This window comes from Shewanella maritima, assembly GCF_004295345.1.
Lineage (GTDB): Bacteria > Pseudomonadota > Gammaproteobacteria > Enterobacterales > Shewanellaceae > Shewanella > Shewanella maritima.
This window is the reverse complement of record NZ_CP036200.1, coordinates 1,615,527-1,640,482: the sequence shown is the minus strand read 5'-3', so window position 1 is coordinate 1,640,482 and position 24,956 is coordinate 1,615,527. Positions and strand designations below refer to the sequence as shown.

Genomic DNA, 24,956 nt, shown 5'->3' with positions numbered 1-24,956 from the left:
TAAGTAGCTTATACAAGTGATGAGTCGCTCATGTTAGTTAGCGAGTAAATGTGCACATTATTAATTGAGTCAGTAGCACACAAAATTTATTGCTTTGGCATTAAGCCAACGTACAGGTTAAGTTTTGTATAGTTATTCCATCAAAGCGGTGTAGGCGAAGTTTATTGCCGTATTAAATGCCACTTTGATTAACCTGACCTTTGTTTAACATTTAAGGAGCATGACATGAGATTTTATACCTTAATCCTTGCCAGTGTATTTTTAAGTACTTCAGTGATGGCTGATGATACTGAAACCCAAGATCCAATCACTGAAGTTGGTGTGGTTAAAATTGAATGGCAAAATCCGAAAAAGTTTAGAGATATAAAAACCTCTAACGAGAGACAATCACGCTTTGAAGCGCGTTTATTTGAAACTTTGACTAAAAATCTGGACAAAGAAGTCACTAAAACGCTTAAACCAAACCAAAAGCTTGAGATGCAAGTAAGTAACCTCGACCTTGCTGGTGATATGCGTCCAACATTTGGTGCAACAACGGGTGACTTACGCATTATCAAAGACTTATATCCGCCACGCATGACCTTTACCTACCAAGTTTTAGAAGGCGATAAAGTGGTTGTTGCAGGCGACGAAAAGTTGGTTGATATGACCTTTATGAACAATGTTCGCAACCGTAATCACAAGCCGTTTCAGTATGAGACCGTAATGCTAAAAAACTGGTTTAATAAAACGGTTGCACCGCAAGTTAACTAAGTTGTTCAGCGCTGTAGGCGAAAGCTCAAGTACTTAGCAGCCGTTCACGCTAGATAGTTGTTAAAGGTCAGTAACCGCTTAATGAGTTCTCTCATTAAGCGGTTTTTTGTTGCCAGTTGTTATCTGAATTTAGCGCGACACACAAAGGGGAATGCGACACCAGTATGAACCCATCGATAGCGGCTTTAGCTTGTTTCTTAGCTTCAGCGCTTAACATCGACAGTTGATGCTCGGTGGCATGGCGAGTGTAAGCGGGTGGCAGTACGCCAATACATAGCGAAATCAATGGGTGATGATGTGGATTTCCCTGCCTGTCTTTGGCAAGCATGGTTTGCTGCTGCCAATGTTCTTCACCATAAAAGCTACACTTGTGAGATTCAAATGAATCAATAATCGCGCGGCATTGCTCAATAACGTTTTGATTAGTTGAAATCATCACAAAGTCATCGCCACCAACATGGCCAATAAAGCAGTACTCGGTTTGGTGTTTATTGAGCAAGTTGGCAACCAATTGAATCACTTCATCACCGCGGCTAAAGCCATAAATGTCGTTGTAAGGTTTAAAGTGGCTTAAGTCCAAGTAGGCTAGGTAAAACGGGATATCTTGTGACTTGAGTTTGGCCAGCTCTTCTTGAATCGGTACATTGCCAGGCAGATTAGTTAATGGGTTCGCATGACGTGCCATCTTGATACGCTCATCGGTGATCCGCTGCAGCAAGTCTTTGGTTAAGCCTATTCCTAAAAGTTTGTTATCTCGGGTTATCACAAATTGCTGCTCAACTGTGTTGACGGCATCAGATGTAAGCAGCTGACTGACGCTAGATAATGGCTCAGTGGCTTCAATGGTTATTAGGGTCTTTTGCATGACCGAGCTCGCGGCTTTGTTTTCATTTAGCGCTCGGCCATAGGGCGTGCTAAATAACTCGAGTAAGCTGGCGCGGTTAACTATCCCTAGCGGGATTTGCGCTTGCTCAATCACAATACCTTGCAGTGCCGGCTGCTCTATAAACTTTTGAATTAAGATTTTTAATTGTGTTTCCGGCGCAGCGGTTATGGCATTCATACATAGACTTTCTGCCGTTTCACAATAACGATGATTGAGACCGCTACTTGGTAGCGGTCTATGTTCAATCTCAAGTTGGCGCTTAGGTTGCACTTGTGGGCGGCCAAGGTAATAGCCTTGGCAGTATGTGACCCCAAGTTGCTTGATAACGGTTAGTTCTTGAGGTGTTTCAATACCTTCGGCAATGACTTTGCAGGTTAAGCTTTGGCATAAATCGACAATTGAGCGCACAAACTCTTGTTTGACTGGATTGGTGTCGATTTCCTGAATGAAATGGCGGTCAATTTTTACGTAGTCTGGCGCCAGCTCAGACCACAATCTTAATCCTGAGTAGCCAGCGCCTAGGTCGTCAATGGCAGTGAGAAACCCCTGATTTCGGTAGTGATTCAAGCAAGATTTAAGTAAGTCTATATCATCGGCTGGGTGTTGCTCCGACAGTTCAATAACCACGTTTTGAGGTGATATGCCCAGTTGTTTCACCAGTTGTAAGGTCATGCCTTTGGGGTGGTTGGGGTCAAGCAAAGCTTTAGGCGAGATATTGATAAACAGCTTGCCATCAAGCTGTCTTTGCCGAAACGCATTGATTGATATGGTTCGGCATAAGGTTTCTAGCTCGCTCAACCTGCCCTGATGTTCAGCGGTTTTAAATAGCGGTACGGGCGAGAATAATGGGCTGTGCTCAGGGCCGCGGCTCAATGCTTCGTATCCGTGAAGTTGATGCGTCGTGATATTAAATATGGGCTGATACAGCGCGGTGATCGCTTGCCTGTTAAATACTTTGTTTAGCTCGTGAACTAAATCAATACCACTCATTGCCGTCATCTTTTTTAAAGGGTTGGGATCAAAAAGTGTATTGCGCTTTGATGACATATTTATTGCAAAGAATGAATGTCAGCCAAAGGTTTAGGGATGATGTCGATGGGTTGGAAATTTATTGGGAGTGAAAAAACGGCACATTATGCGCCGCTTTTTTTAGGAGTTTTTTGCTCTAGAGAGCTTTGTTTAGTTAGCCCGAGCTCTGGTTAAGTTATTTTGAGCTTAGTTTAAAGGCATTCATGGTTTGCAGTAGCAGCCCAAGGCGCTTTACAAAGCTTTCTAGGGTTTCAGGGGCAATATGGGTATTGCCTTGAAAGGTTTCAAACTCGGTTGCAAGTTCTTTTACGTATGGCAAGAAGCGGTTGCTTTGCTCGTTAAAGCCTTGTTCTTTATCGAAAATTGCCACAAATTTGCCGTGACCTGCTTTGTGTAATTCATCGAGGCGGTTGTCGCAATCAATGGATTGACGGTAAGCGGTTTGCAGGTTCTCTCTGATCTGCTGGATAACTTTGGTGTATGGCATCTTAGCCTCGATATTAATGAACTCTGGGCTAATTATACCTATTCCCTCTAATATGTTGAAATTATTAGCCGCATCAAGCGGTTTTATCTTGTACATAGTTAATTTGTCGCTAGCCAATGTTAGCGTTTATGGTTAGATTGACAGATGTATATGGATTAAAGGAATAAGGAAGACAATGTTGAATCGGTTGCTTAAAGCATTTAGCGCACTGGTGTGTGTGGCATCATTACAAGTGATAGCAGCGCCATCGGATAACCCTGTGTTTTATCAAGTTAATTATCAAGGCGAGCAAGCCTATCTGCTTGGCTCGGTACATGTAGGTAAAGCGGACTTTTATCCGTTGAATGCAAAAATCGAGCAAGCATTTGCCGATTCAGATGCTTTAGTGATTGAAGCGGATGTGACTAAAGCCGATGTGGGGAGTTTGCTTGCTAAGCACGGCCAAATCACGCCATCGCAAAAAGCCAAAACCGATAAGATTTTGCAAGGTTACTGTCAGCCACAAATGCAACTTTGCCAGGCCATTTCGGGCTTTGCTCCCTGGTTACAAGCATCGCAAATTGGTTTACTTCGTTTTGCTCAGTTAGGTTTTCAAGCTGAGCAAGGTGTTGATTTAACACTCGTTGCCCGTAACGGTGATAAAGATTTAATTGAGCTTGAAAGTGTAGAGTTTCAGTTTGAGCTTATCTCAAGCTTTAGCGAACAGACCCAATACAAGATGGTGGAAGAGGCTGCTTATGTTGAAGATGTTGAAATGTTGGCGTTAATCGCAGCCTGGCGTAAAGGTGATGATAAGCAACTAGCTAAACTGATGGAAGATCCTCAGGCTGTAACCAATGAGCTATTGGACAAGCTACTTTGGCAACGCAATCACACTATGGCTGCTAAAATTAAACAGCTAATGATTGAGCATAAAGGCAAGCAGTTATTTATTGTTGTGGGTGCTGGTCACTTGGTTGGGCAGCAAGCTATTCCAGGTTTACTGAATACTAAAGGTATGCAGCTTAAAGCTTGTCATCGTAATGAGTGTTAATTTTTAAGGCGACAAGTATCGTTATAGAACTTAACTTTGTCGCTAAACTGGCTTTATATCGTAGGACGTAATAAGAAACATCAGGGAGAATGCGTTGCAAAAACTCGTTGCAGTATCACTGGTCATACTTGGCATTTATTTGTTTAGAGAATACCAAACCGCTTTTGCCATCATTTTGCTTGTCATAGCAGTTGGTCTCATTAAAGGCTCAAATCAAGGTGTTTGGTTTAGCTTGCTAGATGATAAAGACAAAAATAGTGAAGAGAGTCATAAGGACTAATCTTATTTACCAAGCGTTTGCGACAACTTAAGGGACTTGGAAGGAAACTCAATGCAGCAATTGCACCACGCTGATCTTGACCCCAACTTAATTGAGCGCCGTTTTGATAAGGAGCACAATAAGATGGTGGCTCGGGTTGATCCCGGGTTATTTTACGTCAGTCAACAAGATGAGTTGGTATATACCCGCTTAGGGTCGTGCGTTGCTGCCTGTATTTGGGACCCACTGATTGGAGTCGGTGGGCTGAACCACTTTCTGTTGCCAGAAAAGAAATTGCAGGGAGAGTGGCAAAATATCGCAAGTTACTCGTGTCGGTATGGTAACTGGGCGATGGAGCAGCTCATCAATGGTATTTTAAAAGCTGGTGGCAGCCGCTCGCGCTTGCAGGCCAAAGTTTTTGGTGGCGCCCAAATCGGTTTAGCCATGAGTTTCAATGTTGGTCAGGACAACATTGAATTTGTTAAGCACTACCTTGCGATGGAAAATATCCCTATTGTGAGTGAAGATTTAGGCGGAGATTTACCCCGTAAGGTGCTGTTCCATCCTCAAACTGGCAAAGCGCTACTCAAATGGCTGCCTATGAGTAATAAAGAGCAAGTCGCCCAACAAGAAAATATCTATCTTAGTCACCTGGATACAGATCAACAATCAAGCTCAGATATTGAGTTGTTTTGATTTTGCTTGAGTAAGTTAGTGTCCCGAAGCAGTGACCAAATATACTCACTTAAGCCTGATTGTTATCACGTCAATGTGCTTAACGTCGCTATAAATGCTATTTCCCCGTATTTTTGAATTCTACATTTCTATCCTTAAGGGGACGCCTGCTGCGCAACTATTTATCTATATGGCTAGTTGAGGGGCGGGCTGCTGTTTGATAGCTTCGTGGATAATTGATGGAGAGAAGTGGTCAAACAAGCGTCCCCATTGGATGAGATACTTTTATAAGGTGTAAATATTGAAACAAGAGTCAGGTGTTGGCAACGCGGATGCAGTTGCATTGGATGATAAACGTTGGTTTTTTGATTTCCGTATCAAAGGAATGAGCAAGTTTAATGATAACTCGGTTGTTAAGCTTGCTGTCACCAGGTTGTTCTACCCATTGCCGTTGATTAGTTCGCTACTTATTTTAATTGTCATGCTTGGTATAGCTGCAGCGCCTTTAAGTATTGCAGATGATGAACTTGCACGAACATTCGCCTTGGCCAACTTTGCTTTGGTGCCGATTTACTTTATTGTTCGCTGGGTGTTGATACGACTTCACTATGGCAGCAAGCTAGCTCAGCAGTGTATCGTCAGTCGCGATAAACTTATTCTGCCTGGCAGCGCGATTATCAATAAGCCAAAGGGTGAGTATGTTATTGAGCGTGAGCATATAAAGCGGGCAAAGGTCATATATAAGTCCAGGCACGCGCGCGCTTTTGGTGTTCGTAACCACATTGTTGGTATTGAGTTTATATTGCAGTCTGGTGAAAAAGTTTACCTTGATGCCCTGTATTTTCCGTTAAAGCAACTATTTTATATGCTGTTGTTCTTTGACTATCCGGTTCGCACGGCTCATGGTCAATATTCTTTTAAATCACTCTTAGCGATTGTCTTCACTGCATTTCCGGTGCTGGCAAGTATGGTTATTTGCGCGGCTGTCGTTGAGTCCTTCCTTTAAGGATCGATATCTGTCTGACGATTATGCATACGTTTGCATTGCTTCCTCACTTGCCAAAGTGAGTTCGTTCGCCAACCATGACTTCAGTACTTGAGCTAGTTAAGATTGCAAAGAGGGACTTATGGCTAACGTTATTGCTGATGAGACATCTACAGACTCGTCTTTTGATACAAGTAAGATAGTTAAGGCTGCAGCGTTTAATTTAGCTGTGATGCTAGGAGCGGTAACGGCTTTAATTCTAACTAGTGGCACATTATTTAGCACCGATGCACATGCCACAAACACTGAGTCTTTGGATAAGCAAGCATCTCAATCCAACTCAATGACCAACGCGTTGCTCAATGCGCCTATGCCAAGTGCATCACAAGGTCAGCTCAAACGGCTTGATAGTGCAGATATCGACTTTGCGGGTATTACGCCTCGCCCTATTGATGTATGGCTTCCCGCGGATTATCCAGCCAAAGCTCCATATGCAGTGGTATACATGCATGATGGACAAATGCTTTACGATGCAGAGCAATCCTGGAATAAAACGTCATGGGAAATGGATGAAGCATCGGCAAAGCTTAATCAGTCTGATGAAGTTAAACCGTTTATTGTGGTGGGCGTACATAACGCCGGGCCATCTCGCCACAGTGAGTATTTCCCACAAAAACCTTTTGAGTCGTTACCAGCAAGTACTCAAACTGAGCTGTATAAAGATAAGCGAAGTGAGTCTGAGGACTTGTTTCATCAGCGTGTTTATTCAGATAACTATGCCGCCTTTCTTGCTAAATCGTTGAAGCCTTTTATTGATAGTAAATTCGAAGTCGCAACTGATCGAGCCAATACTTTTGTGATGGGGTCGAGCATGGGTGGTTTAATCTCATGGTATACCGCTTTGGAATACCCTGAGGTATTTGGCGGCGCAGCTTGTGTATCTACCCATTGGCCGGGATCGTTTGCCCGTGAAAATAATCCTATTCCTGCAGCGTTTAACTTATATATTGCAGAAAAAATAATGAGCGAACCTAAGGTTAAGTTGTACTTTGATTATGGCGATCAAACCCTTGATGCTATGTATCCACCGCTGCAAGCTAAAGTAGATAAGATGTTTGCTGAACTAAGTTACCCTGCACATTTATGGCAAACCCAGTACTTTAAGGGCAAGGCACATACTGAGGTGGCTTGGGCTGAGCGTGTTGATATACCGCTGCGTTTTCTACTTAGCCAGTGACAACGCTCTTTTAAACTCCTATCGCGTAAAAACAGAAAAGCCGCCCTAAATATACTTTAAGCGCGGCTTTTAGCCTGATTGTACTCACTTATAGCTCATCTAGAGCGCAAAGTAGTACTATACAAGCAGAGTACCATAAATGATTAGAAGTATAGGGTATCCGCAGGCTTGTCGTTTACGAACATTTCGCATTTGTCAGCCGAGCTAGATTTAGCAGCCTGGATGATGCCTGCAACGATACCGAGCTCACCACCATCATCGCCTAGCACAGAGCCAAAATAGCATTTACCTGAGAAGTTAACGTCTTCGTATGTCGCATTAAGGTTTTGGGTTGGGGTGTAAGGCGGGAAACGCCCTTGCATTACAACCTCGCCATTTACCGTTAGTTCTAACTTATTCTTGTCTTTATCGTATTGGCCACCTAAAACATAAGTTTCACCATTTACATTGGTTTCTTTCTCTTGAGCAACACGAGGTGGAGTCGCGCCACAAGCAGAGAGCAATACTGAGCCAATAACTGCAGTTAGTAAGGTTTTTTTCATTTCACTTCCCTTGAAATTAGATAGGTAGAACGAGATAAATTGTGACCAAATATAGTGCTTTCTTGAACCATATTAAGCTGACTTATTCAATAATATTAATGCCTTATTATCAATTGCCTGTATAGGTGTGTCAGGTGTTGGTAGCTGGTCAATTAGGTTCGGTATTATTGGGTGTGGGTGGCGGTTGTTTTTATACCATTTGGTATGTAGATAACTGTAACTGAAGAGTGCTTCAGTCAACTTTGTGTATCTCTGTGGATTACATAGTGACCGTTAATGAACATTTATTAATCAAATAAGTTGAAATAGCTTTGGTTACTTGGAGGTCTCTTACATTAACCCGCCGCGAATCACTTTAACTGAAGCTGTTGGTGAACTTCGAAGTATGTGGCCTGAGATTTAACTGCAGATAGTTATAGCAGGCAAGAGGTGTTGGCGAGGCGATTTAAATTGGAAAGCCTAATATTTGGTATGTAAAGGAGTTTGTTATGAGTATTAAAAATCGTATGTTGTCGGCCGTAATCGTTTCAGCACTAGCCACTATTTCAATGGGAACACAAGCTGCCAGTATTACCACCAACGAAGACCTAAACATCGCCAGTATTAATGGCCAGGATGTTAATTTTGATAGGTTAGTTGGTTTAAAAGCTGGTGAGACATTAATTGAGGTTAACTATCGTGACTTGTTCCAAGATAATGCTGATGATTCTGGTCACTGGGTGCGCTCAGAGCCAATGTACTTGAAGTTAGATTTGGTCGCTAATAGCGAATATCATATTGCCACGCCGGCTTTGTATTCAGCAGAAGATGCTCACGATTTTTTAGACGCGCCGCAAGTGCATTTAAAAGTGAATGGCCAAGCACAGCAAAAAGTCGCGTTGATGACTCAGTCACAACTACTTACCGAACTATTGATCGATTAATGGATCCGGTTGTGTAATATCACGTCTACATATTCAGTTGTCTTATTAAGACCTGGCTTAATGCCAGGTCTTTTTGTATACCCAAATGGATGTAAGCGTATGTATTTATCTAACCGTTAAGTGTGATTGCGTGATAGACGCCTCTTTTATAGGCTGGCAGCATCTATTTATAACTACCGTTTGTGTTTAAAGGATATAAACCCATGCCAGTACCCCTTATTGTAAAATCTTGCTTGCGTGTGCCAGTTGTGAGTGCGCTATTTATAAGCGCGATGGGCTTTAGCGGGATGTTTTATGCTGAAGCGGCATTAGCGTCGAGTAATCAAATAGCTATTGACAAGTTTAGCCTTAATTCTGAGCCGATTGCTGAGCAGGGTAGGCTATTGAGTGAACAACACCTTGAGTTAATGGAGTCGCTTAATCGTGATATGGAAGCCAGTCCTCATAGCGCGATTGCAGTAGTCAATAAAACTGACTTTAACTTAATGGCAAAGCTAGGTGAAAAGAGTATTGCTACTGCTCGTGAATATTTAACCCTATACAAAACCTTCCAATCGGAGTTGGAGCCAACGTCTGCATGCTATCAGGCTGAAGGAGTGGTTGAGATTGAGACAATGATTGCCCAAAGGCTAGAGGCTAACCAGCAAGTTGCTAATATCAAAGCGGCAGACTTTAATGGTGATGAAGCCTCGGCGACAATCGCGTTATTAAATGTGCAAATGCATAACAGTCACATGGCTATGCTAATGCAAATGTTTGAAATGGTAAAAACCTGTTTTATTGCAGATGCTATGGGGCTCAACCCCAATGCTCTACAAATGATGCAAGATATGGAAATGATGGGGACACCACCAATGCCTCATTTACAAGATGAGGCCGAGGAGTTTGAGCCTGAGCAATAAAATCTAAGCTTAACTTAATATTGAAAACCGAGGTTAAAGGCAGTCAAGACAAAGCTGCTTTGAATCGGCATGAACGAAAAAACCACCCGGTTGTAGGTGGTTTTTTTATTTTACTCAAGTCAAATTTGACTGGACCTGCATTGAGAATGGTACTTATAAAACGTTAGGCAAAAATTGACTATCAAGTGTAATAATCGCCAAAGTTTATTAGCCGTGATCAGATGTCAGCGCAAATAACTGACCGCGACTTTTGATGTTGGTTTTCTTATAGATATTTTGAATATGCATTTTGACTGTGTTGATTGAGATCCCAAGCTTTGATGCCATTTGTTCATTGGTCAGCCCGCTCCAAATTAGGCTCAACACTTGTTGCTCTTTTGGTGTGGTCAGCGCTAAAAGCTTGGTACTATTTTGATAAGAAGGTACGCGTTTATTTTGCAACACGTAGCGTGATGTAGCTGCTTGAGAATAGTGAATATGCTCATCTAATAACGTGTTAGCAGCTTGGAGCAACTCTACAGCATTAGCATCAGCTGACACTGCACCGTTAAAGCCTGAAGCAATCAGACTTAACTCTAATTCTGTGGTGAGTTTAGAAGAGACTGCAAGGTGATATTGCTTGTTTATCGCATTAGTCGTGAGGCGACTTAGTTCAACCTGCTCCGGCTGAATATAGCGGATAATGATGGCGGTTGAGCCTGCATTTGAAAATTGCTCTACGTAATGGCTTACCATACTGCGTCCAACAGTGTTAATGGCAAAACCGAGCAACTTTGCGATATGAGAAAACTGCTGGATTAACTCATCGGGTAAGTCGACGAGCAGCATCTGCTTATCTAACATTTAACTTTCCTTGTTTTAAACATATTGTTGTTATCTATAGGGATAATTCACTATATACGCTAAATGTTACAGGATGTTTCGTTAGAGTTGAAGCTTTAATTTCATAGGTTTACACATATGTCTATTCTGGTGAGATTTAGTTTTGGAAGCTGACTGAGTTGGTAGGGTATTATTTATCTATGAATAACAAATGTTTAGGCGATGATATTGCAGAGTTTAAAACAAATGATATTAGGTATCAATAATGCGATGATTGCTGGATCAACTTACTCAAATAGCAGATTTAATTCTTTCGTATGACTTAATTCTAAGCTAACTAGTTGCTTAGAATTAACAACTTATGGTGTTGAATCTTAAAGTAATAAATCGCTTCTAGTCCGTTTATTTTTGATGTATCTAGATGCTCATGGCAGAGCTGTCAGGGCGAGAATGTTAGGGCAAGCTTGAACTATCAAAACCAATAGCTTATTTGCTATTGCAAACTTCCCCTAAATTTTTCTAGGTGTTTAAATCGAGCTTTAGCAGTGGTGCGCGTAATGCTTGCTAGCGCCCTCTGCGAGGCGCACGTGATTGACCGCCACTTTTACCTCGGTTGCCGCCAGCTTTATTTTTACCCGCTCCACCTTTGCTCTTGCTTGCGCCACCTGAGCGTTTTGATTTTCCTCCATGGTTTTGCATAAAGTGCTCTGGGCCTTCAATTTTGCCTTTTAGTGAGGCGACTTTCGGTTTTGGCTTAGGCTTTTTCTTTGGTGTAGCTTTTTTATCTTCAGATGATGAGTTTTTTAGCATGCCGAATAAGGTGTCTAGCTCTTCTTTGGTGAGATCGCGCCATTCGCCTACTGGTAAGCCTTTTAGCGACACATTCATAATTTGCTGGCGCTCAAGCTTAGTCACTTGATAACCAAAGTGCTCTGCCATGCGGCGGATCTGACGGTTTAGCCCTTGCACCAGCACAATCTTAAAGGCGTTATTGCTGACTTTCTCGACCTTACATTTTTTGGTCATCACACCAAGAATTGGCACGCCGCCAGCCATGCCCTTGATAAAGTCATCGGTAATAGGCTTGTTAACTGTGACTACATACTCTTTGTCGTGATTATTGCCCGCGCGGAGGATCTTATTTACCAGATCGCCATTATTGGTTAAAAAGATCAAACCTTGTGAGTCTTTATCTAAACGACCGATTGGGAAGATACGGCTTGAGTGGTTAACAAAGTCGACAATGTTGTCGCGCTCTGTGCCTTCTGTGGTGCTGACAATGCCAACGGGTTTATTCAGCGCGATGAACACTAAGTCTTCAGCATCACGTGGTTCAATATCCTGGCCGTTCACTTTTACTTTGTCGCCTAACTCAACCTGATCGCCAACCTTGGCACGCTTGCCGTTAATGAACACATTGCCTTGCTCGATAAAGCGGTCAGCTTCACGACGTGAGCAGATACCGCTGTCACTAATGTATTTGTTTAAGCGCATGCCTGAGTCAGTCACAATAAAATCCTTGAAACTCTTTAATTGGAAATAGGTAATTTAAAGTTGGGAACAAATCGCCTGTAAAAAGCCGCGCTAGTTTAGCATATAGGCGCCTTTGTAGGGATAGCTTGAGCTTAAAAGCCTAAGTCGAGTTGATCCTGACTAGCATCGTTGGTCTGTGGCAGTTCGATATTTGCAAGTGTTGGCAGTCCCATGTTGCTGAGTTTAGCTCGAAGCTGCTGATAAAAATCGACTGCCTGCTCTGGAGCAAAGTCATTGTCAGGGGTATGAATAAACAAATAAGGCTGTTTCCCTTGGGCTAACCACTTAGGTATTTGTGTGAGCCAGTTATTGAAATAGTGCTGGTTTTTATCTAAATCGTGCTCACCAACAAAACGGATAATCGGGTTTTCGGCAGTTGCGATGGGGTGCACTGGCACTTTCGGTTTTTTTTCATGGGCATCAATGATTGCGGCTGTGGTTGGAGGGGCAGCAAATACTGCGCGGGTATCCATAATAATGCGGTTGCAGTTATGCTCAATTAACATGCGATTAAGCTGTTTTTCGGCTTCACCCTTTGCGAAAAACTCACGATGCCTGACTTCAACGCCAAATTGCATATCTGCAGGTAGCTGAGTGAGAAAGTTGTTCAGTATCGGTAAATCTCTAGGGCCAAATTTACTGGGTAGCTGAATTTTCCACACGCCGACTTTTTCATGCAGCTTAGCCATTACGTTAAAAAACTCCGCTAATGCCTGCTGACAGTTATGGAGCTTGTGCTCATGAGTAATCGACTTGGGCAACTTGAAAGTAAATCTAAAGTTGTCGTCTGTGGCGCTTGCCCAGTTATTGACTGTGTTTAGGGATGGCGTAGCGTAAAACGTAGTATTGCCCTCAACGGTATTAAAAACTTGGGCGTAACGAGCTAAGCGCTCGCTTTGTTGGCACTGTTGATAAACACTGTGTTGCCAGTGGCTATGGGACCACATAGGAAGACCAAGATAAAGTTGGCTAGATGACATTTCCGCGTTCTCTGCCGCGCTAATTGGCATGCTAATGGCCTAGTTCCTATGTAGTTGAAATTTATCGATGATGTCATAGTAAAGCGTATTAGCACTGTAAGCTATACGTGCATCTGCTAATATGCGCTAGTTTGATCATTACCAATGGAGTGGAAATTGCCACAACCTGGCCAACGTTCTGGCACTCATCGTTCAAGTGCGAGCAGTTCAGATACTAATTCGCCTGTTAGAAACGAGCAAGATGTTCAGCCTTGTACTAACAGCAAGTTTGATAACTATCGCCCAGAGCGAATTAGCACTGCTGGCAAGCGCAAAGGAGCTGCGCCCTCTGCACCAAAAACAGCACCAAAACCGGCAGCAAAGCCTAGGCGAAGTAAACTTGGCTTACTGCTGAGTTTAATGGTGCTGGCACTTGGCTATTTGTTGGCTGTTGAAGTTGAGTCATCGTTTTATCAAGCCAAATTATTGCACCAGTATTCTGAGCGTTTGGTCTATCAAGTTAAACCACAACCTACGCCTTTAACCGTCTACCCAACAAGTGGCCCGTTTGATAAGCGCATGGGCTATGTTGACTTACCCCAAATGCTGCCTAAGTTGTTGGCAAAGGGTTATCAGATATCCGAGCAGGCACAGTTTTCTCCGCAGTTATTGCAATACAGTCGTCTAGGCTTATTCCCGCCTTATAAAGAGAAAACTCAGTCTGGCTTGAGCGTACTTGATTGCCGGGCGCAGCCTCAGTTTCATTTTCAGTACCCGCAGCAGGTGTATACCAAGGTTGATGATATTCCTGATGCCATTGCCGCTAGCTTATTGTTTATTGAAAATCGTGAGTTAATGGGGGCAAGTCATTACCATAACCCTGTAGTGGATTGGCCGCGTTTAGCTAAGGCGACGTTAGGGCAGATAACCTCGGCAGCAGGTATCGATGCAATCAAAGGTGGTGGCAGCACCCTTGCTACCCAAATAGAAAAGTTCAGACATTCTCGCGATGGTTTAACTCGCTCGATTAAAGACAAACTGATTCAAATCAGCTCAGCCATGGTGCGGGTATATCACGACAGTGAGCTAACGTATGAAGCCAGACGTAAGCTGGTAAAAGATTATTTAAATACTGTGCCGCTGTCATCTGCGCCAGGCTTTGGTGAAGTTAATGGTATAGGCGATGGCCTTAAAGCCTGGTTTGGTGCGTCTTTAGCTAGCGTGAATCAACTGCTGCAACAACCCCATACGCAAGATAATGCCAGCGCCAGAGGGTTGGCGTATCGGCAAGTGGTAGCCTTGATGATTGCCCAGCGCAGGCCGTCATATTACTTGCTGAAAGGACGGCAAGATCTGGAAGCGTTGGTGGATAGTCACTTACGTTTGATGCAGCAATTTAGCATTGCCGAAACCGCCTTGATTGCTGCAGCAATGGATAGCAAGTTAGCGTTTGTTTCTCGCGGTTTTCATTCTGCTCAGTCTCGAGAAAATACAGCTTCAAGAGAGACTAAGGGCGTCAATGCCGTGCGCATTGATACGGCGCAAAAGTTAGGCGTAGATTTATTCCAGCTTGACCGTTTTGATTTATCAATCAACAGTACTTTTAATCAGCATCTGCAACAGCAGGTGAGTGATTACTTACATGGTTTGTCGAAACTCGACAATGCCAAACGTGAAGGCATCATTGGCAGGCACTTATTAAGCGCTGAGCAGCTTGAGGGAGTTATTTACAGCCTTACCTTGTATCAGACTCAAGAGCAGCAAAACCTGCTCCGGGTACAAACTGATAATAATCCGCAGCCATTCGATATTAATGAAGGCAGTAAACTTGAGCTTGGCTCAACTGCCAAGCTCAGGGTGCTGGTGACTTATCTTGATATTGTTGCAGAGCTGCAACAGCGGTTTATTAAGATGACGGTTGCCGATCTCAACAAGGTAGATGTTGAGCAAGGCGATAATATTACCCGTTGGGTGGTGGATTATTTAATTCGCACTCGAGATAGAAACCTTGCACGTATGCTCGATGCCGCGTTAATGAGGACTTACTCTGCTTCACCTGAGCAGGTGTTCTTCACCGGTGGTGCTCAGCATGTATTTAGTAACTTTAGCACCAAGGAAGATGCATTAACCCCCACTTTGTATGAGGCGCTGCAAGGCTCTATAAACTTACCTTTTGTACGTTTAATGCAAGATATTGTGAGTTACAGCAGTAGCTATAACTATCACGGCAGTGTCGCGCAGCTGCTGCATAACGATAGTGACCCAAATCGTGAGCAGTATTTACGTGCCTATGCTCGTCGTGAGGGCGGTCAATTTGTAAGTCGTTTTTATCGTAAATACCACAAGCAAAATCCGCGTCAAAGACTACAGAACTTTTATCAAGCCTTACCTAATAATACAGACAGGCTCGCTGCGGCATTTCGTTACTTACAACCTCAAGCCAGCGGACGTGAACTCAAAGCCTTTTTAACTAGTCGTATAGCCAAACCGTTATCTGATAAGCAAGTTAATCGCTTATATATGAAATACGGTGAGTCGAAATTTAGCCTAGCAAATCAGGGGTACTTGGCACGAGTACACCCATTAGAGCTGTGGGTTATCAAGCAGCTGAATCAGGCTGATGATGCAGGGCTGCAGGTATCATTGACTGATTTGAAACAGCAGTCGCAAGATCAGTTGTTAGCTGTGTATCGCTGGTTATTTAAAACTCGCCATCAAAATGCTCGTGATGTACGCATCAAGGTGATGCTAGAGGTGGATGCATTTTTATCTATTCATCAAAGGTGGGAAAAGTGGGGCTATCCGTTTGACTATTTGGTGCCATCTTTAGCATCAGCGCTTGGCAGTTCGGGCGATCGCCCTGCAGCTCTGGCTGAGCTGATGGGGATTATTCAAAATCAGGGCAAGCGCTTGCCTAGGCTTAAGGTGTCTCAGCTGCACTTTGCAGAAGATACACCCTATGAGGTTAAGCTAAACCCAAACGTAGGCGACAGTGCAGATGATGGCTATGCTGAGCAAGTGCTGCATCGTGAAGTTGCCAGTGTGCTTAAAAAGGCTTTGGCGAACGTTGTTAATCAGGGCACGGCAATTAGATTAAGCACCAAGGCCAAGCAATATTTACCTAATATGAAGATTGGCGGCAAAACGGGTACTGGCGATAATCGCATCGTCACTGAGGTTAAAGCAGGGCGTAAACTAAGCTCAGTTGCAATCAACCGTACTGCTACTTTTGTGTTTTACATTGGCGATAGCTTTTACGGCACGATAACGGCATACGTGCCAGGGCGACAGGCTGATAGTTATCGGTTTACTTCGTCGCTACCATTGCAAGTACTTAATGGTTTGCTACCTATGCTAGCGCCTTATATTAAAAGGCCCGAGGCCATGTGTCTGCCAGACTTAGCGCAAAATAAAGCTTAGCCAATATATAAATTGATCAATTGTTTAGGGAAAGAGCATGAGAATAAAGTTAGCCGAAGTGACAGAGCAAGATCTCGCTGTGTTTTACCAGCATCAACAAGATCCAGAGGCTTGCAAGATGGCTGATTTCCCAAGCCGAGAGCGGCAAGCCTTTTTTGAGCATTGGCGAACTAAAGTGCTTGGCAGCGAATTGGCCGTTGCTAGAAGTATCTGGATTAAGTCTGACAGCCCTGAGCTAGGTGAAACAAGCTTTAAACAAGGTGGCAGCCCTGAGCGAGACGCCAGCCCTGAGCAGGTTAGCAAAAGTGAAGTGCTCCCACATTGGCAACTCGTAGGTAATATCGTGAGTTGGCAAGTACCCATTGAAGTCGGCTCACCAATGATAGCTGGGCAAAAGCTGCAACTGGCGAGTGAGCATTACACCGGTTACTGGATTGGACGAGAGTTTTGGGGTAAAGGTATCGCAACTCGTGCACTCAATACCTTTTTGCATCAGCATAGCCCCAGACCACTATTAGCCTGGGTGGCTGAGCATAATACTGGCTCGATAAAGGTACTCGAACGTAACGGTTTTAAGCAAATCGATCCCATTGATTTTGGTTTTGAAGCAGAGCAAGGCATGCTGCTTTTAATGCTTGAAGCTGAATCCTAAAAAGTAGTGAGTGGATAGCGCTGGTTGCAATCTAACCAAATTGGCTCCAAGGTCACATTTGTACCACGCAATAATGATTACACTAGTATAAGCCAACCATTATTGCTGATTTTGCAGCTTAAGTGAGGTGTGTATGTTAGACATGCAAAGTGTATTTAAGCGCTGCGCCGTGGGTAAAGCTATTGGCTTTGTGCTTGGTTTGACAGGTTTCTTTTTACTACCAGTTATGCAGGCTGATATCGATACCCGTTTTCAATGGGCGATGCTGCTGTGGTATACCAGTTTTGGCGGCATTATCGGTCTTGCGAGTATTTTCGATTATCACCCGTTACTTAACATCAAACTGCCCTGGTATTTAGTCTCAGGGATTATGGGCTTGTGGCTTAACTTTGTGCTCACATTATTTATCTACGAGCAAATGCAGCAGTTGATGTACGCCATGTTTTCAACCGATGGACTGCTATCTTCACCTTATTGGTTTGCTGCCGAAGGGTTAATCTTAGGTATCTTCATCGGATATTTCGCCCAAAAAGCTTAAAATCGGGTCAGAGTAAACCGCTAAGTAGCTAATTTTATGAAGGTTAATTTTCTAAATTGAGCAATTAGCCAGTTATAAATTGCCCCTCGAGTACAGCGTAACGCTGAAGCTATAGCTTGAGAATTTGCTGAAACAGCCAGCGTCGATGCAATTGCGAGCGCGAGATATGTCGGTCTCATCGGTGTGTTCCTCGGTCTTGTTGTTTTTCTATCCTTAAATACAGCTAAATTTTACGGAACCTTAACTCAAATTAATTTGATTTATATTTATTGTTATAGGTTTGGTTCTTAGCAGTTGTCAAATATAAATGCAATTAATTCGAATTTATTTTTGAGATTACTCATCAAATGAGTAAACTAAAAAGATAACGGATGAGGAAAAAACTGTGGAAAAGCAAAAAGTAACTACTAGAAAACGTAAGTCTAGTTCGCAGGCTCGAGGTGATGTTAGGCGCTCGATATTGGTTAACGCCGGTAAAGAGCTGTTGGCCACCAAGCCCGTAGAGCAGTTGTCATTGGCTGATGTGGCAAAGGCATCTGATATCCCAATTGGCTCGGTTTATCATTTTTTTCCTAAAGTAAACAATTTATTAGCTGAGATCTCTAAGCAGTTTGAACAACAGATTATGGAAGCTGTTTTTCAGCCATTCTCCCTAAAGCCTGAAGATAATTGGCAAGCAATTATTCGCGCTTGTGTAGATAGGGCAGTTGCTTTGTATAAGGAAAATCGTGCTTACGAGCAGCTATTGATTGGTGGTAAAACTCCTGCGGAAATCAAGTTTAGTGACCGCGAGAATGACGAGGAGATTGGTCGCAGTGTGATGGAAGCGCTAAATGAGCATTTTGTGATGATGCCGTTCGCTAATCAAGAGAAGGTCTTCTTCCATACTGTTGAAATTATTGACCTTATGTTTATGTTGTCGGTTAATAAACATAATGAGATCACTGACTATATGGCTGAAGAAGCTAAGCGCGCTGCCATTGCTTATTTGCGCTGTTATATGCCTGAATATTTGCCAAAAAAAGCTGATGAGTAATCTAGTAAATCGATACTGCTTGGTACGACATTCTGATTATTTTTTCGAACTTATTTCAGTTTTACCGTTAAGTTAATATTTGTTGGATAGGTACCGCTCTCACTAGAATTATGTTTCTGGCTTATTTCTTCTGTGGTTTGTGGGGAGATATTACTGGTGACTAAACCTGTTTAGGCGTTTTTGTAGATCTACGTCATATAACCATTCATATTTATCATTTTACCAAGCGCAGTAATGGCAAGATTGTTATCAATAAGTGATGTTTTTATTGTATTCGTAGCATGGTTTGATACCTTATTCATTGATCGCTAATCGAACAAAAATAATGACGCAATCAACCTAGTTAATTAACAAATTTTAGCTAGCAGTTATTTAGCCGAGAACTAATAACTGCTTAGCAAGTGCATTAACTAGGGGATAGGGAGAATATCATGAACCGACGCAGTTTAGCTCTCGCGTTGCTATTGGCCTCTGCGCCACTTTTCTCATTGCCAGCCTCACATGTCTATGCGGCAAATGACAGTCAAAAAATTATTAAAAAGAGTCGTCATGCCGACGGCTTTTTAGATCTTTATTATCACCCAAGCGGTGAGCTTTACCTTGAAGTTAATAAACTAAACCAACCTTTTCTGCTGGTCACCAGCTTGCCGCATGGTGTTGGCTCTAATGATATTGGTCTTGATAGAGGGCAGCTTGGGCAAACTCGCTTAGTGCAATTTGAGCGCCAAGGCCCTTATGTGTTACTCAAGCAGCTCAATACGGATTATCGCGCTACTTCTGACAATCTCGCTGAACAAATGGCGGTTAAGCAAGCCTTTGCTGAGTCGATTTTATGGCGCGGTGAAGTCGTTGATGGCAAAAAGGCACTGGTTGCGATTAATGATTTAGTAGTCAACGATTTGCACGGCGTTGCTCAGCGTTTAGATGCCACCAAGCAAGGAGCGTTTAGGTTAGATACGCAGCGATCTGTATTAATGCCAGCTAGTGTGAAGTCATTTGAGCGAAATGCTGATGTGGATGTCAATCTCACCTTCAGTGCAAGTAAGCCGGGAGATTATGTAAAGCAGGTGACGCCCGATGCTAACTTTGTGTCTGTGCGCATGCGTTATTCGTTTATCGCGCTGCCAGAGCCTGGCTATCAGGTGCGTAGTTACCATCCGATGAGTGGTTATTTGTCGGGCGAATACTTAGATTATTCAACGCCAGTGGCGAGCGATATTCGTCAGCGCTACTTGTTGCGTCATCGCCTTGAGAAGGTTAATCCGGGCCCTGAGCCGAGCGAAGTGGTTAAGCCAATTACTTATTATCTCGACCCTGGTGCGCCAGAGCCTATTCGCACCGCCTTATTAGAAGGTGGTCGCTGGTGGGAGCAAGCGTTTAACGAGGCAGGGTTTATCAATGGCTTTAAGGTTGAAATGCTACCAGAAGGGGCTGATCCACAAGATATTCGCTATAACATGATCCAATGGGTGCATCGTGCCACTCGTGGTTGGTCTTATGGCTCAGCAATAGCCGATCCTCGTACAGGTGAAATCATCAAAGGCCATGTTACGCTAGGAAGTTTGCGAGTCAGGCAAGATCATTTAATCGCACGAGGTTTAACCTCAGCTTGGCAAGACCGCGAAGCTGCATCTCAAGCGGCGATGGATTTATCGCTTGCGCGTATTCGTCAATTGTCGGCCCACGAAATCGGCCACACGCTTGGGCTTGACCATAACTTTGCTGCATCGACAAACGATAACGCATCGGTTATGGATTATCCGCATCCTTATGCCGCGATTGTTGACGGCAAAATTGATATTTCAACGCCATATAGTGAGGGCATTGGTGAGTGGGATAAATACACTATTGCCTTTGGTTATGGCGATGAAGCTAATCAGCAAAGCTTGTTGCAACATGCGCTAACGCAAGGCTATCGCTACATTGGTGAGGCAGACTCACGCAGCCAAAAGGCGAGCCATGCTTATGCGAGCCTTTGGGATAACGGTAATGACCCAGTTGCAGAGCTTGCACGGCTTGAGCAAGTTAGGCGCAAAGCCATTGAAGATTTTAATGCTGATGCTTTGCTAGCAGGGCAACCACGTGGTGAGCTAAGTGATACCTTTGTGCCGATTTACTTACTGACTCGTTATCAAATTCAGGCGGCAGCTAAATTTATCGGCGGCACCGATTATAGTTATCAGCAACTGGGTTCAGGGTTGCGTTGGAGCTACATTGACCCTAAAGCTCAAAAACGCGCGTTAGATACCTTACTTGATAGTTTGTCGTGGCAAAGCTTATATGTGCCACCTAGAGTGCTCGATGCGCTGGTACCAAAGGCTGGCAATTATCGCAGCAGTCGTGAGAGTTTTGCTTCTAACCTGGGGGTAGTTAGCGATCCTATCGCGATGGCGGAAGTACTAAGTCGTCATACCGTTGCTCAGCTGGTGAATCCAACCCGCCTAAATCGCGTAAATCAGAGCTATTTATACGATAGCGAGCAGCTCTCAGTACCTAAGTTAGTCGATAAACTACTTGCTAAAACCGTGTACGCTGAGCTTAAGCGCGGTAGCCAACTAGGCATTCGTATGCAAGTAAACGCAGTAACCGTAAATGAGCTACTCAAGGTTTACCATAGCCCTGAACTTACCCCTGCGGTAAAAGGGCAGTTACTGGTTAAGCTAAGACAAATCTTGAAGCAGCTAGAGCGCCGCTCAAAACGTGCGAGTGATTATCATGCCGCGCATTATGAGTGGCTATACCTTGGCATTTCCAAGGGATTAAAGGATGCGAAATTCAAGCTAATTGAGCAACCAGCTAAGATGCCACCAGGCTCGCCGATCTAGGGAATAGCCCTTATTAAACAACTAAAAGACAGCTAAATAGCTGTCTTTTTTATTTTCAGCCCTAAATCACCTATTGCAGTACGTGGTTATCATAGGCATTACCTGTATTGTTTCCATGACATGTTAGGTTGAGCCTGTTATGTAATGATATTTAAAGCACGCAGCAAGCACATACCCCCTTTGTTTGACTAAAAGGCTCGACGAAAAAATCCATGTTTTCAAAGGCTTTAAATGTCATTACTTATAGATGCTATTGAGAATACAAAATAACTGAAAGCCTCCTTTTAGGGGGAACACAAAGCCACCTTCTTCAGTTTATTGTTTAAGTAAGCTGGTTTTATTCGTTCTCAAAAGCTTTTGGGTTCTTGGGATAAAACTTATCTGGCAGACTTTCGATGTGGCTAAATTCACGGGTATTTTTATAAGGCAGCTTCATAAAGCCAGCGATCCCGTGACCTTGAATTTTGCTGGCGTGGGCCAAAATTCTATCGAGGCTTGCTCTAAATGCAGCTTGCTTACGTGGATTTAGTAGCCTTAAATAGCTATGAATTTTTAAATGCCCGTCTAGTGCTTCAAAGATGATGCAGCCTGTGTGGTGAATTTGGTTAATGCGGGTTAGCTCAACAATGATCTCTTTTGGTAGCTCAAGGTTTTCTTCTGGGTCACGGCCATCTTCAAAGTAAGAGTGCAGCTTTGACTTATCTTCTAATAACGGCGCATCGCCAATTTCGAACGGCAGCATAGTATCGCCGGTAATTTTATATGCGCTATGTGGGCTTTCACGCTCAAAGTGTAAGGTATCTTTAGCGTTGAAAAAGCAAGCTTTGAAAACACCAATACGCTTAATACCGCGAGCTAGAGTCACCATATTATTCACTGCGACAATCAACGACTGGCGAATTTCAGGGTCGTAAATTGTTAAGTTTGAGTCGATGAAAATGCCGTCTTGTTGCCAGTGAATAACCAGACCGCCTACCAGCGGGAAGTGCGCGAGTCTGCTTACCGCTGCAATAAAGCCTTTTTCGGTATCACCCATGCCCACCATAAAGTTGCGATAGTATTTTTCTAACTGAATGTCATCGAGCTTGGCAACTGGGTCATCGGCATTTAGTTCTTTTAAAAAGGCTTTACGTGAGCTGTAGGTAACTGTTTCAATTTCCCGAGTGCGAGCTTGGTTCCACACCGGAATTGCGGCTAGCAAGGGCTTGCTAGGTAGCTTAGGCAAGTGAATTTGATGATTGTGGCGTAAGCTTTTTAAAAAGTAGTCGCCAGCTTGATTACGCATTTGTGGATCATCGCTGAGCATACCATCAAGGGTTTTTGCGAGCTCGACTGGCAGGCCGATGCTGGTGGCTGGGATGACTTTAGCGCCAAAGCGACTAATTTGTCCTGAAGCAAGTGCGTATAGGGTTGCAGCAGCACCTTGCTCATCAAACCTAGGACTTGAAAGTGCGCCATTGAGCTGTTCATCGCCAATAAAATACACATCGCCCATGCGTGCATTGGTTTGGTGCTGATCGCTCGACATTAACGCCATCACGTTATCTTCTGCCGCGCGCCCATGCTCGTCACGCTGAGCAAATACTGCAGAACCCCAGTCGATGAGTGATAAATGATCGCGGTCAACGTCATAGACAAGGTTTGATGGCTTAATATCGCCATGAACCAAAGGCTTACCGGTTCTAAGATAAAACAGAATATTGGCAAGTTGACGTGCGATGCTCATTATCATGGCTGGTGGCAATGCGCCAACACGCAGGCAAAGTTTATCTAAGTCCTCACCTATTGCGTGCTCCATCACCATAATTCCCTGCTTGCCGACTCGCTCAAATTTGATGGCTTTGGGGACATTTGGGTGATCGACCAGGCTGAGCATGTAGGCTTCTTCTTCCAGTCTGTCTTGAATATGCTGGGGAAGGCTGAGGCGGGAGAATTTAAATACGTGTGATTGCCCAAGGTTGTTAGCGCCTGCAAACACAAACCCATAAGCGCCTTTACCTATGTACTCAATATCGGCATAGCCGAGCTTAATCAACTGCTGCTTACATAGGCGGATCCAGGCTTTATGTTTACGCGCATCATCTGCCCTTAGCAGATAGATAGATTGCTCTTCATTAATATAAAAGTGCTTTAATTCAGGTGTTTGCACAGGCGGTAAACGTCCTTTAATCCTTAAGCCTTAACTCCCCATTAAACCCTTGTTGCAAGGCGTTAGCAAGCGCTCCTAACTGAAATATTTGCATCTGTAAACCTTGACCTGCATCAAGTACTTTTTGTTCAGTTATCAGTAATATGAAGTTACAAACTCAAAGTTGTCACAAGGAATGCAATTATGGCGAATATCAATAAAGCTGATTTAATTCAACTATTTGATTTTCCTCGTACACGTATTCTTCAATCGATGGAAGTGACTCATTGCCCTCATGCGGTATTTTTTAATGCTGCTGATGAACAATGCATTAATTGCCATCAAGGTGAAGAGTGTATTTGGATGAATCACAATGATGAGATGGTGGCGTTAGAGAAAAAGTCAGTCGAAGAGCTCAAGCAACAATTATTAATCGCAGTTGATTTCGTCGACTCGAACTTAAGCCCACACCATTTATCACGTCGAAACTGCCAGTGTGATAACTGTGCCTGGCTCAGAAAAGTACAGTCGGTCTTAGGTAGTTAATTCCCGCAGTTAGTCATTTGTGCGTGTGTTGCATCCGCCATTTTAAGCGTCTAAAGTAGCCGCTATATTTTATAAATGGTGAGATGTAACATGGAACCGAGTTTTTGGCATCAAAAGTGGGACAATCAGCAAATTGGTTTCCACCTTCCTGAAGTAAACCCCTACCTTATTAAATTCTGGTCGCAGCTCAAGCTGCCAGTAAATAGTGCTGTGTTTGTCCCTTTGTGCGGTAAAACCTTGGATTTGTGTTATCTGGCAGAGCAAGGTCATGATGTGATTGGCTGTGAGCTAAATCAGACTGCAGTGGAACACTTTTTTAGCGACAATAGCCTTGCAGCATCTGTCGAATCGGTAGGGGAGCTCCAGCATTATTCTTGTGAGCAAATAAGCCTTTATCAGGGTGATATATATAGCCTGCCAGCTAGTGTGACGCAATCGATTGGCGGCTTTTACGATCGCGCAGCCTTAATTGCCTGGCCTGAAGAGATGCGCGCCGATTATGCTAAAAAGCTTGCTGAGCTTATCCCTGCTGGCGTATCTGGTTTACTAGTGACGCTAGACTATCCACAAACTGCGTTGCAAGGACCACCATTTGCGGTGAGTCCAGACTGGATTGAGCAGCATTTAACTGAGTATTTTGATGTTGAGTTATTAAGCTGTGACGACGTGTTAGAAGATAATGCCCGCTTTAAGAATAAGAACGTTCCTTGGCTAAATGAAGCAACTTATAAGTTGACTCGTAAAAGTTAGTTCGTAGCTGATAGCGTCTGTGTAGCAAAAGGGCGC

General features: G+C 43.5%; 22 protein-coding genes. 15 read left to right on the top strand and 7 right to left on the bottom strand.

Annotated elements, in window-relative coordinates:
* Window positions 1–225 precede the first annotated feature (225 nt).
* Entirely contained in the window at window positions 226–753 is a 528-nt protein-coding gene (locus EXU30_RS07115) for a DUF3016 domain-containing protein (RefSeq protein WP_130598674.1), read from the top strand.
* Between the two features lie 94 nt (window positions 754–847).
* Here the strand turns inward: EXU30_RS07115 and EXU30_RS07110 are convergent, their stop codons facing one another.
* Window positions 848–2,629 (bottom strand): GGDEF domain-containing protein, encoded by a 1,782-nt coding sequence (locus tag EXU30_RS07110; protein WP_130598672.1) that lies wholly within the window; start codon window positions 2,627–2,629, stop codon window positions 848–850.
* Between the two features lie 214 nt (window positions 2,630–2,843).
* Window positions 2,844–3,155, bottom strand: a complete 312-nt coding sequence (locus EXU30_RS07105) for a prephenate dehydrogenase (protein WP_130603309.1) — start codon at window positions 3,153–3,155, stop codon at window positions 2,844–2,846.
* Between the two features lie 175 nt (window positions 3,156–3,330).
* Between EXU30_RS07105 and EXU30_RS07100 the strand changes: the two genes are divergently transcribed.
* The 5 genes from EXU30_RS07100 (at window position 3,331) to EXU30_RS07080 (ending at window position 7,344) form a co-directional block, all read left to right on the top strand.
* Window positions 3,331–4,188, top strand: coding sequence for a TraB/GumN family protein (locus tag EXU30_RS07100; protein WP_130598670.1), 858 nt, complete (start codon window positions 3,331–3,333; stop codon window positions 4,186–4,188).
* 94 nt (window positions 4,189–4,282) lie between these two features.
* Window positions 4,283–4,468 carry a hypothetical protein gene (locus EXU30_RS07095; RefSeq protein ID WP_130598668.1) on the top strand — a complete coding sequence of 62 codons (186 nt, stop codon included), beginning with the start codon at window positions 4,283–4,285 and terminating at the stop codon, window positions 4,466–4,468.
* 51 nt (window positions 4,469–4,519) lie between these two features.
* A complete protein-coding gene (locus EXU30_RS07090; protein WP_130598666.1) occupies window positions 4,520–5,143 on the top strand; it encodes a chemoreceptor glutamine deamidase CheD in 624 nt (207 codons plus the stop codon).
* Window positions 5,144–5,423: 280 nt separating this feature from the next.
* Window positions 5,424–6,128: a hypothetical protein gene (locus tag EXU30_RS07085; protein ID WP_130598664.1), complete on the top strand. Its 705-nt coding sequence runs from the start codon at window positions 5,424–5,426 to the stop codon at window positions 6,126–6,128.
* Window positions 6,129–6,249: 121 nt separating this feature from the next.
* Window positions 6,250–7,344, top strand: coding sequence for an alpha/beta hydrolase (locus EXU30_RS07080; protein ID WP_242620338.1), 1,095 nt, complete (start codon window positions 6,250–6,252; stop codon window positions 7,342–7,344).
* 143 nt (window positions 7,345–7,487) lie between these two features.
* On the opposite strand, the gene EXU30_RS07075 is transcribed toward EXU30_RS07080, so the two are convergent.
* On the bottom strand, window positions 7,488–7,886 hold the full coding sequence (locus EXU30_RS07075; RefSeq protein WP_130598662.1) for a hypothetical protein: 399 nt from the start codon (window positions 7,884–7,886) through the stop codon (window positions 7,488–7,490).
* Window positions 7,887–8,374: 488 nt separating this feature from the next.
* Here EXU30_RS07075 and EXU30_RS07070 point away from each other — a divergent pair, with 488 nt between their 5' ends.
* Both EXU30_RS07070 and EXU30_RS07065 read left to right on the top strand, forming a co-directional pair.
* Window positions 8,375–8,809 (top strand): DUF2057 family protein, encoded by a 435-nt coding sequence (locus EXU30_RS07070; RefSeq protein ID WP_130598660.1) that lies wholly within the window; start codon window positions 8,375–8,377, stop codon window positions 8,807–8,809.
* Between the two features lie 203 nt (window positions 8,810–9,012).
* Window positions 9,013–9,711 (top strand): hypothetical protein, encoded by a 699-nt coding sequence (locus EXU30_RS07065; RefSeq protein ID WP_130598658.1) that lies wholly within the window; start codon window positions 9,013–9,015, stop codon window positions 9,709–9,711.
* A 207-nt stretch (window positions 9,712–9,918) separates the two neighbouring features.
* Here the strand turns inward: EXU30_RS07065 and EXU30_RS07060 are convergent, their stop codons facing one another.
* The 3 genes from EXU30_RS07060 to EXU30_RS07050 form a co-directional block, all read right to left on the bottom strand.
* Window positions 9,919–10,554 carry a helix-turn-helix transcriptional regulator gene (locus EXU30_RS07060; RefSeq protein ID WP_130598656.1) on the bottom strand — a complete coding sequence of 212 codons (636 nt, stop codon included), beginning with the start codon at window positions 10,552–10,554 and terminating at the stop codon, window positions 9,919–9,921.
* Window positions 10,555–11,097: 543 nt separating this feature from the next.
* Window positions 11,098–12,042: a 23S rRNA pseudouridine(2604) synthase RluF gene (gene rluF / locus EXU30_RS07055; RefSeq protein WP_242620337.1), complete on the bottom strand. Its 945-nt coding sequence runs from the start codon at window positions 12,040–12,042 to the stop codon at window positions 11,098–11,100.
* Between the two features lie 116 nt (window positions 12,043–12,158).
* Complete coding sequence (locus EXU30_RS07050; protein WP_242620336.1) at window positions 12,159–13,076, bottom strand: DUF72 domain-containing protein; 918 nt, start codon at window positions 13,074–13,076, stop codon at window positions 12,159–12,161.
* Between the two features lie 261 nt (window positions 13,077–13,337).
* On the opposite strand from EXU30_RS07050, the gene EXU30_RS07045 reads away from it, so the two are divergent.
* The 5 genes from EXU30_RS07045 (at window position 13,338) to EXU30_RS07025 (ending at window position 21,496) form a co-directional block, all read left to right on the top strand.
* Window positions 13,338–16,445, top strand: coding sequence for a transglycosylase domain-containing protein (locus tag EXU30_RS07045; RefSeq protein WP_423213378.1), 3,108 nt, complete (start codon window positions 13,338–13,340; stop codon window positions 16,443–16,445).
* A gap of 37 nt (window positions 16,446–16,482) precedes the next feature.
* Window positions 16,483–17,097 carry a GNAT family N-acetyltransferase gene (locus EXU30_RS07040; RefSeq protein WP_130598652.1) on the top strand — a complete coding sequence of 205 codons (615 nt, stop codon included), beginning with the start codon at window positions 16,483–16,485 and terminating at the stop codon, window positions 17,095–17,097.
* Window positions 17,098–17,230: 133 nt separating this feature from the next.
* Window positions 17,231–17,635, top strand: coding sequence for a hypothetical protein (locus tag EXU30_RS07035; RefSeq protein WP_130598650.1), 405 nt, complete (start codon window positions 17,231–17,233; stop codon window positions 17,633–17,635).
* Window positions 17,636–18,020: 385 nt separating this feature from the next.
* Complete coding sequence (locus EXU30_RS07030; RefSeq protein ID WP_165398980.1) at window positions 18,021–18,671, top strand: TetR/AcrR family transcriptional regulator; 651 nt, start codon at window positions 18,021–18,023, stop codon at window positions 18,669–18,671.
* Between the two features lie 431 nt (window positions 18,672–19,102).
* The gene (locus EXU30_RS07025; RefSeq protein ID WP_130598646.1) at window positions 19,103–21,496 is read left to right on the top strand and encodes a zinc-dependent metalloprotease; all 2,394 of its coding nucleotides are present in this window, start codon (window positions 19,103–19,105) and stop codon (window positions 21,494–21,496) included.
* Between the two features lie 337 nt (window positions 21,497–21,833).
* Here the strand turns inward: EXU30_RS07025 and EXU30_RS07020 are convergent, their stop codons facing one another.
* A complete protein-coding gene (locus tag EXU30_RS07020) occupies window positions 21,834–23,645 on the bottom strand; it encodes a protein kinase domain-containing protein (RefSeq protein WP_130598644.1) in 1,812 nt (603 codons plus the stop codon).
* 183 nt (window positions 23,646–23,828) lie between these two features.
* On the opposite strand from EXU30_RS07020, the gene EXU30_RS07015 reads away from it, so the two are divergent.
* Window positions 23,829–24,170, top strand: a complete 342-nt coding sequence (locus tag EXU30_RS07015; protein WP_130598642.1) for a hypothetical protein — start codon at window positions 23,829–23,831, stop codon at window positions 24,168–24,170.
* 90 nt (window positions 24,171–24,260) lie between these two features.
* Window positions 24,261–24,920: a thiopurine S-methyltransferase gene (locus tag EXU30_RS07010; RefSeq protein ID WP_130598640.1), complete on the top strand. Its 660-nt coding sequence runs from the start codon at window positions 24,261–24,263 to the stop codon at window positions 24,918–24,920.
* The last annotated feature ends 36 nt before the right edge of the window (window positions 24,921–24,956 follow it).

Excerpts from the sequence above, each read along its gene's own strand:
- EXU30_RS07100 (WP_130598670.1), top strand. The coding sequence starts at position 3,331 with ATGTTGAATCGGTTGCTTAAAGCATTTAGCGCACTGGTGTGTGTGGCA.
- EXU30_RS07080 (WP_242620338.1), top strand. The coding sequence starts at position 6,250 with ATGGCTAACGTTATTGCTGATGAGACATCTACAGACTCGTCTTTTGAT.
- EXU30_RS07010 (WP_130598640.1), top strand. The coding sequence starts at position 24,261 with ATGGAACCGAGTTTTTGGCATCAAAAGTGGGACAATCAGCAAATTGGT.
- EXU30_RS07105 (WP_130603309.1), bottom strand. The coding sequence starts at position 3,155 with ATGCCATACACCAAAGTTATCCAGCAGATCAGAGAGAACCTGCAAACC.
- EXU30_RS07115 (WP_130598674.1), top strand. The coding sequence starts at position 226 with ATGAGATTTTATACCTTAATCCTTGCCAGTGTATTTTTAAGTACTTCA.
- EXU30_RS07025 (WP_130598646.1), top strand. The coding sequence starts at position 19,103 with ATGAACCGACGCAGTTTAGCTCTCGCGTTGCTATTGGCCTCTGCGCCA.
- EXU30_RS07075 (WP_130598662.1), bottom strand. The coding sequence starts at position 7,886 with ATGAAAAAAACCTTACTAACTGCAGTTATTGGCTCAGTATTGCTCTCT.
- EXU30_RS07110 (WP_130598672.1), bottom strand. The coding sequence starts at position 2,629 with ATGAGTGGTATTGATTTAGTTCACGAGCTAAACAAAGTATTTAACAGG.
- EXU30_RS07050 (WP_242620336.1), bottom strand. The coding sequence starts at position 13,076 with ATGCCAATTAGCGCGGCAGAGAACGCGGAAATGTCATCTAGCCAACTT.
- EXU30_RS07015 (WP_130598642.1), top strand. The coding sequence starts at position 23,829 with ATGGCGAATATCAATAAAGCTGATTTAATTCAACTATTTGATTTTCCT.
- EXU30_RS07070 (WP_130598660.1), top strand. The coding sequence starts at position 8,375 with ATGAGTATTAAAAATCGTATGTTGTCGGCCGTAATCGTTTCAGCACTA.
- EXU30_RS07060 (WP_130598656.1), bottom strand. The coding sequence starts at position 10,554 with ATGTTAGATAAGCAGATGCTGCTCGTCGACTTACCCGATGAGTTAATC.
- EXU30_RS07065 (WP_130598658.1), top strand. The coding sequence starts at position 9,013 with ATGCCAGTACCCCTTATTGTAAAATCTTGCTTGCGTGTGCCAGTTGTG.
- EXU30_RS07035 (WP_130598650.1), top strand. The coding sequence starts at position 17,231 with ATGTTAGACATGCAAAGTGTATTTAAGCGCTGCGCCGTGGGTAAAGCT.
- EXU30_RS07090 (WP_130598666.1), top strand. The coding sequence starts at position 4,520 with ATGCAGCAATTGCACCACGCTGATCTTGACCCCAACTTAATTGAGCGC.
- EXU30_RS07040 (WP_130598652.1), top strand. The coding sequence starts at position 16,483 with ATGAGAATAAAGTTAGCCGAAGTGACAGAGCAAGATCTCGCTGTGTTT.